At 38.5% G+C, this 13,081-nt stretch carries 12 protein-coding genes; 6 read left to right on the forward strand and 6 right to left on the reverse strand.

From position 1 onward, the window contains the following. Window positions 1–3: 3 nt before the first annotated feature. Both OSO01_RS12655 and OSO01_RS12660 read right to left on the reverse strand, forming a co-directional pair. Window positions 4–699 (reverse strand): hypothetical protein, encoded by a 696-nt coding sequence (locus OSO01_RS12655; RefSeq protein ID WP_147210806.1) that lies wholly within the window; start codon window positions 697–699, stop codon window positions 4–6. After that, window positions 696–1,574, reverse strand: a complete 879-nt coding sequence (locus tag OSO01_RS12660; RefSeq protein ID WP_147210807.1) for an ATP-binding cassette domain-containing protein — start codon at window positions 1,572–1,574, stop codon at window positions 696–698. Before OSO01_RS12660 ends, OSO01_RS12655 begins: the two co-directional genes overlap by 4 nt. Window positions 1,575–1,925: 351 nt before the next feature. On the opposite strand from OSO01_RS12660, the gene OSO01_RS12665 reads away from it, so the two are divergent. After that, window positions 1,926–3,149 carry an MFS transporter gene (locus tag OSO01_RS12665; protein WP_147210808.1) on the forward strand — a complete coding sequence of 408 codons (1,224 nt, stop codon included), beginning with the start codon at window positions 1,926–1,928 and terminating at the stop codon, window positions 3,147–3,149. Between the two features lie 53 nt (window positions 3,150–3,202). After that, window positions 3,203–3,973, forward strand: a complete 771-nt coding sequence (gene aroD / locus OSO01_RS12670; RefSeq protein WP_147210809.1) for a type I 3-dehydroquinate dehydratase — start codon at window positions 3,203–3,205, stop codon at window positions 3,971–3,973. A 583-nt stretch (window positions 3,974–4,556) separates the two neighbouring features. Here aroD and OSO01_RS12680 read toward each other — a convergent pair. Next, window positions 4,557–6,263, reverse strand: coding sequence for an FAD-dependent oxidoreductase (locus OSO01_RS12680; RefSeq protein WP_147210811.1), 1,707 nt, complete (start codon window positions 6,261–6,263; stop codon window positions 4,557–4,559). Window positions 6,264–6,434: 171 nt separating this feature from the next. On the opposite strand from OSO01_RS12680, the gene OSO01_RS12685 reads away from it, so the two are divergent. Both OSO01_RS12685 and OSO01_RS12690 read left to right on the forward strand, forming a co-directional pair. Further along, window positions 6,435–7,040 (forward strand): TetR/AcrR family transcriptional regulator, encoded by a 606-nt coding sequence (locus OSO01_RS12685; protein ID WP_186813661.1) that lies wholly within the window; start codon window positions 6,435–6,437, stop codon window positions 7,038–7,040. Window positions 7,041–7,147: 107 nt separating this feature from the next. Beyond that, the gene (locus tag OSO01_RS12690) at window positions 7,148–7,642 is read left to right on the forward strand and encodes an SRPBCC family protein (RefSeq protein ID WP_147210813.1); all 495 of its coding nucleotides are present in this window, start codon (window positions 7,148–7,150) and stop codon (window positions 7,640–7,642) included. A gap of 46 nt (window positions 7,643–7,688) precedes the next feature. On the opposite strand, the gene OSO01_RS12695 is transcribed toward OSO01_RS12690, so the two are convergent. Both OSO01_RS12695 and OSO01_RS12700 read right to left on the reverse strand, forming a co-directional pair. After that, entirely contained in the window at window positions 7,689–9,287 is a 1,599-nt protein-coding gene (locus tag OSO01_RS12695; protein WP_147210814.1) for a catalase, read from the reverse strand. Between the two features lie 260 nt (window positions 9,288–9,547). Beyond that, window positions 9,548–10,309: an SDR family oxidoreductase gene (locus tag OSO01_RS12700; RefSeq protein ID WP_147210815.1), complete on the reverse strand. Its 762-nt coding sequence runs from the start codon at window positions 10,307–10,309 to the stop codon at window positions 9,548–9,550. A gap of 152 nt (window positions 10,310–10,461) precedes the next feature. Between OSO01_RS12700 and OSO01_RS12705 the strand changes: the two genes are divergently transcribed. Together OSO01_RS12705 and metA are read left to right on the forward strand one after the other, a co-directional pair. Then, window positions 10,462–11,061, forward strand: a complete 600-nt coding sequence (locus tag OSO01_RS12705) for a TetR/AcrR family transcriptional regulator (RefSeq protein WP_147210816.1) — start codon at window positions 10,462–10,464, stop codon at window positions 11,059–11,061. A gap of 149 nt (window positions 11,062–11,210) precedes the next feature. After that, window positions 11,211–12,122, forward strand: coding sequence for a homoserine O-acetyltransferase MetA (metA, locus tag OSO01_RS12710; RefSeq protein ID WP_147210817.1), 912 nt, complete (start codon window positions 11,211–11,213; stop codon window positions 12,120–12,122). A 107-nt stretch (window positions 12,123–12,229) separates the two neighbouring features. Here metA and OSO01_RS12715 read toward each other — a convergent pair whose 3' ends face one another. Next, window positions 12,230–12,997: a DUF3891 family protein gene (locus OSO01_RS12715; protein WP_147210818.1), complete on the reverse strand. Its 768-nt coding sequence runs from the start codon at window positions 12,995–12,997 to the stop codon at window positions 12,230–12,232. Between the last annotated feature and the right edge of the window lie 84 nt (window positions 12,998–13,081).

The raw sequence follows: 13,081 nt of genomic DNA on the forward strand, positions 1-13,081 counted from the left end.
ATTTTATAATCGAATGGGTGCGTCTTTCGTTAAGCGGTAGTTACAGACGATTAAAATGGCTATCATGATAAAGAAAATAAGATAAGGCCCAATACTGATAATCTGCGGATTGACGGTGAAAAATTTAATGGTATGTGCAATATCAGCTTTGTCTTGTAATAATGCGGATATCCCGAAAAATGGAAAGGAAATAAGGATAAACAATAATCCAATCTTCCAGCGAAAACGATAAAAACCAAGCCCCATAAACCAGCCAAGTAAAAGATAAAAGAAATGGGCAACGGAATAATCAGCTATGCTTTGAATGAAGGATAATACCCCGCCGCCGATTAATGGATCTGTCCATGGGACAGCAAATCCTAATGCCGGGACGAGTGTCTCAAATAAAACAATCATGGTGATCATTGCCAAAGCTAATATAATAGAAAGCAAAACAGATGCGAATAAAGCGGCTTTAAAAAACTTTTTCCTGGAAATTCCTAATTTATAATAGTAATCTAAGAACCCATAAGAATAAAGCAATCCGATAATTAACATAAATATAGTAGAAGTGTTATTGCTGATATCAAGGTTATCTAAAAACCCCCAATGGTTCGCGATAGTAGTTCCAATTGTCAAAACAATTATAATGCTATAGAACCAGGAAGCCCATTTAATCTGTTCAATGAAAAATGCCCAGCCTAAATGAAATTGTTTCATGTTCTTTCCTCCTCCTTCGTCAAATGTATAAACAGATTATTTATAGATAGTGAACCGATTTCTAAATCGAGTTCAACTGCTTCTCGCTGCTCTTGTTTCGGTAAAGTTCCGTAAACCATCACAGATTTTGTTCCACCAAGCATCTCTTCGTAAATGACCTCTAATGTTTTTGTGAATGCCTCAACATCTTCTTTAGCTCCTGTAATGGAGAAGCCTTTTTCAAGAAGTTGCTCGCTTGTTTCTTGTAATAGAACTTTTCCGTTATCGATTATAAGCACTTCATCAAAGAGGTACTCCATTTCTGAGACAAGATGTGTAGAAAATAAAATCGTACGCGGATGTCTTTCCTGCTCTAACAAGATTTCTTTGTAAAACAGTTCTCTTGCCGGTGCATCCATTCCCAGATATGCTTCATCAAAAATAGTGAGCGGGGTTCTGCTTGCTAAGCCAATGGCAACCTGCAAAGCGGAATATTGTCCTTTTGATAATTGATCAGCACTTTTATTCGTAGGAATTTTAAATCTTTTTACTAATTCTCTTGCATAAGCCTCATCAAAATATGGGCGGAAATAAAGCATTCCCTTTATAATCTTATCGATTTTATCGTAGTCGTAAGTATTATCTTTTTCATAAATAAAAGACGTCCCCTGCAAAATCCGTTCATTTTCAAAAGGATCTTCTCCGTCAATAACAATCGTTCCGTGCTTTGCTTTGTGAAAGGAAGCAAGGTATGTTAACAGGGTTGTTTTACCGGCACCATTCCTTCCTAATATGCCATGAATCTTGCCTGGAGACAGTTTGAAATTCAACTGATCTAATGCTTTAAAATTCTTATAATGTACCGTTAAACCATTTACTTCAATGGAATAAGACATGTGCATCCTCCTTTAAATATTTATATTTAATCTTATACTGTATTATGGTTATATACTTATGTGTATAACCATAACAGTGTTACAGTTTTTTGTCAATGTAATAAAAATATCTTGGAGAAAAGTGAAATAGAGCGATATGGCTCAAAGAAATATATTCGTTTATTTTTATGGAGCTCATTTATATATTGGAATTTCATATAAGAAATGAATTGAATTTGTGGTATATTGGGGAGTAAGTTGAAAATTAAGAAATAAACGGTAAGTAAGAAGATGGATTAGTTCAACAGATAGACAGGAGAGGTTGATAATGAGAAGAGATACTTATCATTCAAGCTTAAGAGAGTCAACTCCATGAGTGATAAAGGGAAGGTTGTCGGAATTGCGCTGATTACAGCAATAACTGTGATGGGAGATGCCATGCTTTTTATTGTACTTCCTTTATATTGGCAGGATTTCGGATTAACTGCTATTTGGCAGATTGGTGTGCTGTTATCCATTAATCGTTTTGTACGCTTGCCGATTACACCATTAGTAGGATTGTTTTACAGCAAATTCAATATCCGTACAGGTGTATTAATTTCTGTAGCCTGTGCTGCTTTAAGCACCTTATCCTATGGACTGCTTCAGGGCTTTTGGCTGTTACTGTTTGCGAGAATACTGTGGGGTATTGCCTGGTCATTTGTTAAGCTGGGAGGAATGCTCACAGTTGTAACATTCTCCACGGAAAAAACAAGAGGCCATTATATGGGATTGTATAATGGATTATGGGGGTTAGGTGGATTAGTAGGCATGCTGGCAGGGGGTTTTTTGGTCGATCAGTTATCAATACCATTTGTGACAACCCTGTTTGCATTGATAGCTGTTGCAGTCTTTCCTTTTATCGTCAGGCTGGTACCTAAAAATTATAAAGATGGTGGAAAAACAACTGCAAGCAATGATTTATCGGACAAAGGAAAACAAGCAATCCTCAATCCATATATTATTCTTGTTATTCTGACTGGAGGAACGATGGGCTTTATCACAATGGGCATTTTTGCTTCTACACTCAGCCCGCTGATCGAACAAACCTATCATGCTGATTGGTCATTTTTTGGTATTGTCATTGGTGCTGCGACACTGGCCGGAATAATTCAAGCAATCCGTTGGGCGTGGGATCCTGTATTTGCACCGATGATAGGCAGCTTTGTAGACAGGAGAAAGTATAAATATAATTGGATACTTGTCCCGTTAACATTGGGAAGCGTTGCTTTTCTGATTATAGGCCGTGTGGAATCTTTCGTTCTTTTATTAATAACTATTATGTTTTTCCAAATGGTTTCAACCGGACTTTTAACGATAACAGATACCTTGGCGGGCGATGCGGCAGCGAGAAGTAACCCTGTTAAGATGATGACACTGCACACAATAGCTGTAGATTTAGGAGCGGCTATCGGGCCCTTGCTATCATTTATTATTATAGATTTATATGGAATTTCCGCTGTTTTCTATCTATCGAGTCTGGTGATGCTGCTGGTTGCAGGAACATGGGTTGTTTTTCATTTTTCTCAAAGGAAAAGAGGCAGGTATAGTACGTGATGAAAGAGTTTTTAAAGGATAAGTTTCAGTAAAGAATGGAGGACGTATTGATTATGACAGAAGCATTAACAGTTAAAAATATAACTCTGGGAAACGGGAAGCCGAGTATTTGCATTCCTTTAACTTCTTCAAAAAAAGCAGACATCATTGAAGAAGCTAAACGTTATCAAAAAGAGGCGATAGATATTGTTGAATGGCGTGCGGATATATTTGAAGAAGTGGAAAATCATGCAGCAGTACTGGAGGTTCTAAACGATTTAGTGAATGTCTTAAAAGGAATTCCGCTGATTTTTACCTTCCGCAGTCATCAAGAGGGGGGGGAGAAAGAGCTTTCCAAAGAAGCTTATGTATCGTTGAATCAATTTGTCATCCAGACAGGTCTTGCAGATTTCGTGGACGTAGAATTGTATCAGGGAGAAGATACGGTTAAACATCTGACTTCTATCGCGCATTTGCAGCATACATACGTAATCATTTCCAATCATGATTTTCAAAAAACACCACCTAAATCAGAGATTATCAATCGATTAAAAAGGGCAGATGAGCTTGGCGGTGATGTATTAAAAATTGCTGTGATGCCAAATGAAACAGAGGATGTTTTAGAGCTATTAACAGCAACCAATGAAATGAAAAAATATACAAATAAGCCAATGATTACAATGGCGATGGGCCCCCTTGGAGCTATCACCCGATTATCCGGGCAGGTTTTTGGTTCAGTACTAACCTTTGGAGCCGGAGAAAGAGCTTCGGCGCCGGGACAAATTCCAGTTCAGAATCTACATCAAGTACTAGATGTTATTGAAAAGTCGATGGGGGAGAAATAAGCAGTTCAACTGGAACTTATTTTTGCAGTATATTCACTTTAAAATGAGGCAAGACGGAGATGATCTCAACCTTAAGCAGGAGGAACTCTTCCATCTGAAGCAGCGATAATTTCATGGGATAAATCAGTCACTGACCCGATGTGTGGGAAGAGATAAGCCGATACAATGAAAGTATCAAATAACTTATTCTCAGGAGCTGATTTATCCCATGTTTTCATCTTATGAAATGTTGAAAAGCCAAATTGATTACCAAATGGAGGATGTAAGGAAGACAATGAAGCAATGTAAAAGTAAACGGAAAAAAAATAAAGAAAAGAGCAGGAAAAAATCGAATTTTCGTTTAGAAGGAGAGGCTTGAATCTAATGGTATGGAATGACAAAAAGAGGATTTCGATTTAGCTGTTGTGACAGCAGCAGTGAATCGAAATCCTCTTTTTTATAGAAATGGAATATTTCATTTCTCTATGCAAATCTCTTTTGACATTTGCTGCATAGAATTGTCTGCCAATCAAGAAGACAATATGCTTTCATTTTGTTCCTGCATATGAATGCTCTTTACTTATTTATATAAATATGGACGCACTTAAACTGTCATGGTTACCTTTGGACTACGACTGCTTTTCTTTCTGGCGTTTTCAGCGATATCCATTGCAGCTGCATAACCAAACACCATAGATGCTCCAATCGTTGCACCAGGCCCGGGGTATGTCTCTCCCATTACAGAGGCAGTACAATTTCCTGTAGCATATAGGCCTGTTATTGGAGCACCATCCTTTGTAATCACTCTTGCTGATTCATCGATGACCAGCCCGCCTTTTGTTCCAATATCACCTGGATAAATAGGAATCGCATAGTAAGGAGCCTTGTCCAGTGGTGCCAGATTGGGATTATTCAATGTCGGATCGCCATAATATCTATCATAAGCACTTTCTCCGCGCTGAAAATCCTCATCACTTCCTTTAGCTGCAAATGTATTAAACCTGGAAATGGTGGCAGCCAGTTTTTCTGGAGGTACATTGATTTTCCTGGCCAATTCTTCAATGGTATCTGCTTTTTTAACATAATCAGTTTCAAACCATTCTTTTGGAAGCTGTTGTAATGGCATAATTCCAAATACAAGATAACGGCTCTTTACGCGTTTATCAAATATCATCCATGACGGTATCGTGGAGCTCTGTTCATTATTATTTTCATACATTTGATCTACAAATTCATGGTATGGAACAGATTCGTTGATATAGCGTTCGCCATTACTATTTACGATAATTAAGCCGGGTGTAGCCCGCTCAGCGACAGGCATAAATGCGGGAGCTCCAGGTGGTGCTGAGGTAGGAGTTCCCCACACTTTGTCCATTAAATCCAATTGCCCGCCTAATTTTACACCGGCAGCAATTACATCACCTGTCTGCTTTTCCGCTGACAATGTCCACTCTGTATTAGTGGGCTTCGGTAAATATTTTTCCCGCAGCTCCTGATTATGGGAAAAGCCGCCGGAAGCAAAAATGACCCCATGACGGGCCTGAATATTGATTTCCATTCCATCTCTTTCGGCAATAACACCTGTTACTTGATTATTTTCATAAATTAAATCTTTAAATGGTGTCTGGAGCCAAACCTCTCCGCCAGCCTCCTTTAGTGAAGTGTATAGACGGGCAACAGCAGCCTCACCTAAAGTAGTGGGTTTATATCCAGAAATGAGCGTGCGGATCAGCCGCATACCTACTTTCACTGCTTTTGTTTTCCCGATCCATGTCCTCATAATCATGTTCACTTTGTGGAATTCACTTGATTTTAATACCATTCCTTTGGTCGGCAAACCTGAAGTACGTAAATGCTTGATATCATCTCCTAATTTTCTGAGGTCAAACAGCTGGGCTTCAACGGCTCTCCCCGAAGCCAGACCTCCTGGTGATTCAGGGTAATAATCGGAATATCTGGGAGTGTATTCCCATCTGAAATGTTCCGTGTTCTCGTGTAAATACTTTACCATTTCAGGTCCCTTTCTCAGGTAAGCCTTTTTTAAAGCATCCGGAACACGATCTCCCACGGTGGTGTCCAGGTAAGTTTTTGCATGCTCATACGTATCTTTAACCCCGGCTTCTTCTAAATAAAGGTTATTGGGAATCCAGATGGTTCCACCTGATTTTGATGTGGAACCGCCAAATAGAGCAGTCTTTTCAATGACAATTACTGATAAACCCTGTAAGCGTGCTGTTAAAGCAGCTGTTAATCCTCCGGCACCTGAACCTACGACTACCACGTCGTATTGTTCATTCCATTGTTTTTCCAATAGGATGACCCCCTTTGATTTTTTGAATTATGTTAAACTATATATGTGAATTAATTTTAGTATAAATTTTAAATGAAACGCTTTCAATCAGTAATAGATTAAGGTCTGTGTACATAAACAACAGATGAATGCAATCTGTTTAAAAATGAAAAGAAGTTTGGGGTGATTTGAGTGGTTACCAAGAATATAATATTGGATAGACGGGTGAGGAGAACAAAAAAATTATTAAAATATGCGCTTCTTGAATTAATGCATAAAAAAGACTATGGGCAAATAACGGTTACGGATATTGTGGAGCACGCTGATTATAATCGCGCTACTTTTTACCGGCACTATAATCAAAAGGCGGATTTAGTCAAGGAAATTATTACGGATCAGACAAACGGACTGATTCAAGCCTTTAAAGTTCCTTATAAGAAGAATAATTATATCCATTTAAACGACTTAGCTCCTTCAGAAGTTGTTATTTTTAATTATATTATCGAAAATAAGCATTTTTATGCACTTTGGAGAGAATTCGAAGCCATACCGGGATTTTATGAAGTTTTTCTGCAATCCATTACCCAATTTTTTGAGAATGAAATTAACTTAATTACCCCATACCATGATGGATTGGATAACAATATGTATACCTCATTCTATGCCTATGGAATTCTAGGTATTATTCTGGATTGGATTAAAAAGGATTTTGAGCAATCTCCTGGTTATATGGCAAAACAGCTCTGCAAAATAATAAATTACTATCCAGCGGAATCATTTATAATTGGTAACTCTTGATAAAGCAGACTTAGAATGTCGTTATCGGCTTAGAAAAGTATATATTATTAATATATGATAAAGATAAATGGAATCAAACAATTCTTATTATTGGAGGAAAACAATATATGCTGGCAGCGGTAGAAAAAACAGAAAATGGCTATATAGCAACTTTTGCACGTAATTTTAATAGCTCTGTTGACGAAGTATGGGGCACATTAATAAAAAATGATAAACTGCAGCAATGGATGCCCAATTTAGAAGTGGTAGACCTGAGAAAAAGTAGGAAAATGAAATTTAATATGAATGATGGAACAGGAAATTCCTTTGAGATTGCTATTTTAGATTTTCAGCCGCAAACCTATTGGCAATTTGAATGGGGAGAAGGCTCTGTCCGGTTTGAACTGGAGCAGACCGGGGATGCATGTGTTTTAGTATTAAAAGAATATATTCCAGTGCTCGATGACCATGTTCCTAAGGATTTAGCCGGCTGGCATATCTGTTTAGATATGTTTGAGGCAGCTCTGACAGGAAGACCAGCGGGTTTTCCAAAGGAATCATGGAAAATGAAGTATGAAGCATATAAGAAAATCGTTCATCCGTTTTTACAGGAAGATAAATAATTAAAATGGTGCCTCAAAGCTTAACCTTGAGGTACCATTTTTTATATTAATAAGGATCTGCGTCATGTCCAAGCTCTTCAGCGTGCTTTGGAGCCTGTTCCGCATCTGATGCACCTAATGGATTCTGACTGGTGCCATGTTTTTTCGCTTGCTTTAAACCTTCTCTCAGACGACGTCCATACTCTTCGTCAGCTTCTTCTGCAAGTGCAATCATTTTATCCTGAATCCGCTTGTCGCAGGTTGATAAATCTCCAATCATATTAGACAATAATTCATCTTTTTCCCAATCATCAAATTGACGGAAGGTTTCTCCTGCCTGCTTTGTATTATCATTGCGGTCAATGGATTCACGTACAAGGTTGCCCTCTACAAAAGGTGTATATTCCTTGCCAGTTTGTTTCGCTTCCTCCAGTCCGCCAAGCACGGACGGCTCGTAATTAACATGTGGATTTTGACCGGGAGCTTTGTCGTTTTGCTGACGTAACTGTCCACCTTCCTGATTGGTAGCAACCCGTTTTTTGGCTGCATTAATCGGAACCTGCAAATAGTTAGCTCCAACACGGTAGCGCTGTGTATCGGAGTAAGAAAAAGTACGCCCCTGAAGCATTTTGTCATCGGAAAAGTCCAGCCCGTCAACTAATACACCGGTTCCGAATGATGCCTGTTCAACTTCAGTGAAATAATTTTCCGGATTTTTATTAAGTACCATTTTTCCTACCGGAAGCCATGGGAATTTATCCTCCGGCCATAATTTTGTGTCATCTAACGGGTCAAAATCAAGCTCTGGATGATCGTCGTCTGACATAATTTGTACCAGCAGCTCCCATTCTGGATAATCGCCTTTTTCAATCGCATCATATAGATCCTGGGTAGCATGATTAAAATTCTCACCCTGGATTTCAGCAGCTTCTTTGGTGGTTAAATTTTTAATCCCCTGCTTTGGTTCCCAATGGTATTTCACGAGAACAGCTTCTCCATCCTGATTGACCCATTTATAGGTGTTTACGCCCGACCCCTGCATCATCCGATAGTTTGCAGGAATCCCCCATGGTGAGTAGATAAAGGTTACCATATGAAAGGACTCGGGGGAGCTGGAGCAAAAATCAAAGAAGCGCTCGGAATCTTGAATGTTTGTTACTGGATCCGGACGGAAAGCATGAATCATATCAGGAAACTTCATTGCATCACGGATAAAGAAAATTTTGATGTTATTGCCGACCAGATCCCAGTTGCCATCCTCTGTGTAAAATTTAACAGCAAAACCGCGCGGATCACGTACTGTCTCCGGAGAATGATTTCCATGAACTACTGTTGAGAAACGGACAAATACAGGTGTCTGCTTCCCTTTATCCTGGAAAACCTTTGCTCTTGTGTACTTGGAAACAGGGTCATTACCAACTGTTCCATAGGTTTCAAAATAGCCATGTGCTCCGGCACCGCGTGCATGCACAATACGTTCTGGGATTTTCTCACGATCAAAATGACTTATTTTTTCAATAAAATCATAATTCTCCAATGTAGCAGGGCCACGGTTGCTGACGGTACGGATATTTTGGTTGTTAGTTACGGGATGACCTTGACGGGTGGTTAAAGTATTATCATTTTCAATATTTGTTTGACTGGTGGATTTTTCTTTTTCAGACATGTGTTGAGCCTCATTTCCTTCATAAATTTCTTCTTATTAGCATTGCCAATCCAGATGAAATTAACCGTATCAAAAAAGGATTTTTTATCAATTTCCGTAAGAATCATTCCGTCTTAAGAAATGAAAATGAGCAGGGAATTATCAAGGGGAGATGAGAGCAGTTTAACGGAAACAGAGGGGTACTATTTGTAAGAAGGCTGTGTTTCTGATCAAAATAAAAACGGATGCAGAAAGGCTATCTGAATCCGTAAAAGTACAAACTAAAAAGCTGCTGTCCAGCCGGCATCTGCAGTAATAACAGTTCCATTGACAAAGCTGGATTCATCTGAAGCTAAGAATAACGCTACCTGTGCAATTTCTTCTGGTTGTCCGACTCTAGGCATCACGGCCTGCGCTAACTGTGTCCGGCTCGCTCCAAATTGATTAAAATCGGATACAGAGGAAGTAATATTTGTTGCTACACCGCCTGGAGCAATTGCATTACAGCGAATACCTTCCTTCGCATACATAAAGCCTGTATTTTTCGTTAAGCCTACAACAGCATGCTTTGATGCGACATATGCAGCACCAGCATGAGCCCCATTTAATCCTCCTGTAGAAGCGGTGTTAATAATGTTGCCGTTCCCTTTTTCAAGGAAAATAGGAATTGCTTTGCGAATGGCACGCATAACTCCTTTCGTATTTACATCAAAAATTAGATCCCATTTTTTATCATCAACATCGCCGGCTGCTTCCATACCATCCATAATACCAGCGTTGTTCACTAAGATATCAAGCGTTCCGAATTCAGAGACTGCTGCATCAATCATATTTTCGATGTCTTCCAGTTCAGTGATGTTTACTTTAATTGCTTTGGCTGTACCTCTATTATTTGTAATGGATTGAACGGTTTCTTCTGCCCCTTGCAGGTTCAAATCTGCAGCAATCACTTTACAGCCTTCCCTGCCATATAATTCTGCAATCGCTTTCCCCATACCGGAAGCTGCTCCGGTTACAATGGCTACTTTGTCTTTTAATTTCATTTTTACCCCTCCTGCAAAAAATTGTATCTGTTTCCTATCCATCTTATAATAGGGATATCTTGTTAACAATATATAAAAAATGATTAAAATGTATGTTTATCAACACTTCCATATGTATTTGTCTAATTACTAAATTTGGGGGTAATCTATCCATGTTAAATCCTGAAGATCGGCGAATTAGCAAGTCAAAAAAAGCGATGCGAAATGCGCTTATTCAATTAATAGAGGAAAAGGAGTTTAATAAAATTACGGTAACAGATATCGTGGAACGTGCAGATTTGAATAGAGGAACTTTTTATAAGCATTATAAATCACAAACTGATATCTTATTAGAGTTAACAGAGGATATTATAGAAGATTTAATTCAATCCTATCGTATGCCTTATAAAGAGAAGCGTATATTCAATCTGGATAATCTTACCGATTCCACGGTTAAAATTTTTGAACATGTGGAAAAATTTCAGGGCTTTTATGCATTAATGCTGCGGACAGATAAACTGACTTATTTTCAGACACAGATTTTCAGGGTATTAAAGAACTTAACCATTCATGATTTAACGAAAATAAAAAAGGAAGCAAATCAGCCGAATCAGGCTTTGCAGGCTAGCTTCTTTGCGAATGCAATTATTGGTATGATATCTGAATGGGCGGAAAATAATTTTAGCTATAGTACGAATTACATGGCGGAGCAGTTGCTATTAATTTTAAAAAGTATGCGTCAGGTGCAGATTCTTCATCCAAGATTAGAATAAATATTTGCTTATTTTGTTGAAAAGAAGGGTTGAACTTTTTCAGCAAGCCTTTACAATAAGAAATAGACTAATAATTTGGGAGAAAAGCATATCTTTCAAAAAAGATCGTTTGAAATTAATAAAGCAGAAAAGTGGATGGAGGTCAGACAATGCCGATTAAAATTCCAAGAGAGCTGCCAGCAAAAGAGATTTTAGAAGAGGAAAATATCTTTGTGATGGATGAACAGCGCGCGGATTCACAGGAAATTCGTCCGCTGAGTATTCTTATCCTCAATTTGATGCCTGAAAAACAAAAGACTGAAACGCAATTGTTAAGATACCTTGGGAATACCCCATTACAAGTGCGTATTTCTTTTTTGCGAATGGCTTCACATGAATCAAAAACAACAAGTCAGAACCACCTGGATACATTTTATAAGACCTTTGAAGAGGTTCGGGATAAAACATTTGACGGTATGATTATTACAGGGTCCCCGGTAGAGCATCTTTCCTTTACAGATGTTGATTATTGGGAGGAACTGCAAGAAATTATGGAGTGGACGAATGATCATGTTACATCTACACTTCATATTTGCTGGGGAGCGCAGGCAGCTTTATATCATCATTATGGCATTGATAAGCATGCCCTCCCGCAAAAATGTTTTGGAGTTTTTGAACATGAGGTATTAGCACCGAAAGAACGTCTGGTAAGAGGATTTGATGAAATATTCTTAGCACCGCATTCGCGCTATACCACAGTATCTTTGGAAGAAATTGATAATCATCCTGACTTGCAACTATTAGCTGTGTCCGATGATGCAGGGGTGTTTTTACTTGCATCTAAGGATGGGAAGCATATTATGGCAACAGGTCATTTAGAATACACGGCGACAACGTTAAAAGAAGAATATGAAAGAGATCATGCCCGCGGTGTTGACACAGCATTACCAGAAAACTATTATCCAAATAATGATCCGGACAAACTTCCAAAGCATCGCTGGAAGAGTCATTGCAGCTTACTATTTTCCAATTGGTTGAATTATTATGTGTATCAGGAAACACCTTATGTTTGGGGAGAGTGAACTTACACTTAGGCTTGACTTTAAGGGGCCAGATGTGTCTGGTCCTTTTTGATTTGGCAGGAAATAAGGTCAGGAGCACTCCCGGCCTTATTTCCGTAAAAAAGTGATTAATTACGGGCATTTATCCAAATTGTTTCTGCTAAAATTGGAGCATGCTCATAAGCAGCAATTAATCCTTGCTGTTGAATTGCTGCTTTTTGAACACACTTGTATGTTAAAGTGACAGAGAAATCTGATGAAAACGGAAAAGGATCTATAGCAATGGCATCTCTGCCTGTCCAGCCAATGGAATAGTCAGATGGTAATTTAGAAGCACTGTTTGATAAGGATAACCCTTCTTTGAAAAAAGGATGCAGGTCTTTATCCTCTGCTCCGGCCTCGTTCATGCAAACAAACAGGGACAAGTTATCGGAAAACTGTAACAGTGTATAGTCAGCTTCAAAGCTTTGCTTATCAAAATCCTTCATGGTACTGATTAACCATTCCTGACGCTTTGCTTCCTGTTGAACAAATGCTTCCGCTTCAGGGAGAGAGGATTTTATCAGGAAACGTTTATAATGTTCACTGCAAAGTAAAGCAGCGTAGCTATCCTTCTCCTGAACCTGTTGAATACCCTGCGTGTATAATACGGTTTTTGGAATGGTTGGAAAATCAATAAATGAATAAGGCTGATTAGCCTGATCATTCCAAAAGGGCTGCTTGTCAAATGCTTTCCAGCCACAGTCGTGCTGATAAGCAGCATAAATAACAGAATCTTTGTAAGGAGCATGCTCCAAATAACTGGAGTCCAGATGTTTTAAAAATTCTCCTGATAAAAGAGCATGGTCTGGCTGTGCTATAAAAATAAAATGCTCGTCCTGATTTCTGATAATCATATTAATCCTTCCCTTCAAAATGATAATTTACAAAAAATGATATTTATAAAGAGGTGATCTGATTATACTCATTAGTATAGTTAA

Source organism: Oceanobacillus sojae (assembly GCF_007991515.1).
In the GTDB taxonomy this organism is placed as follows: Bacteria; Bacillota; Bacilli; order Bacillales; family Amphibacillaceae; genus Oceanobacillus; species Oceanobacillus sojae.

Excerpts from the sequence above, each read along its gene's own strand:
- OSO01_RS12655 (WP_147210806.1), bottom strand. The coding sequence starts at position 699 with ATGAAACAATTTCATTTAGGCTGGGCATTTTTCATTGAACAGATTAAA.
- OSO01_RS12660 (WP_147210807.1), bottom strand. The coding sequence starts at position 1,574 with ATGTCTTATTCCATTGAAGTAAATGGTTTAACGGTACATTATAAGAAT.
- OSO01_RS12665 (WP_147210808.1), top strand. The coding sequence starts at position 1,926 with ATGAGTGATAAAGGGAAGGTTGTCGGAATTGCGCTGATTACAGCAATA.
- aroD (WP_147210809.1), top strand. The coding sequence starts at position 3,203 with ATGACAGAAGCATTAACAGTTAAAAATATAACTCTGGGAAACGGGAAG.
- OSO01_RS12690 (WP_147210813.1), top strand. The coding sequence starts at position 7,148 with ATGCTGGCAGCGGTAGAAAAAACAGAAAATGGCTATATAGCAACTTTT.
- OSO01_RS12695 (WP_147210814.1), bottom strand. The coding sequence starts at position 9,287 with ATGTCTGAAAAAGAAAAATCCACCAGTCAAACAAATATTGAAAATGAT.
- OSO01_RS12700 (WP_147210815.1), bottom strand. The coding sequence starts at position 10,309 with ATGAAATTAAAAGACAAAGTAGCCATTGTAACCGGAGCAGCTTCCGGT.
- OSO01_RS12705 (WP_147210816.1), top strand. The coding sequence starts at position 10,462 with ATGTTAAATCCTGAAGATCGGCGAATTAGCAAGTCAAAAAAAGCGATG.
- metA (WP_147210817.1), top strand. The coding sequence starts at position 11,211 with ATGCCGATTAAAATTCCAAGAGAGCTGCCAGCAAAAGAGATTTTAGAA.
- OSO01_RS12715 (WP_147210818.1), bottom strand. The coding sequence starts at position 12,997 with ATGATTATCAGAAATCAGGACGAGCATTTTATTTTTATAGCACAGCCA.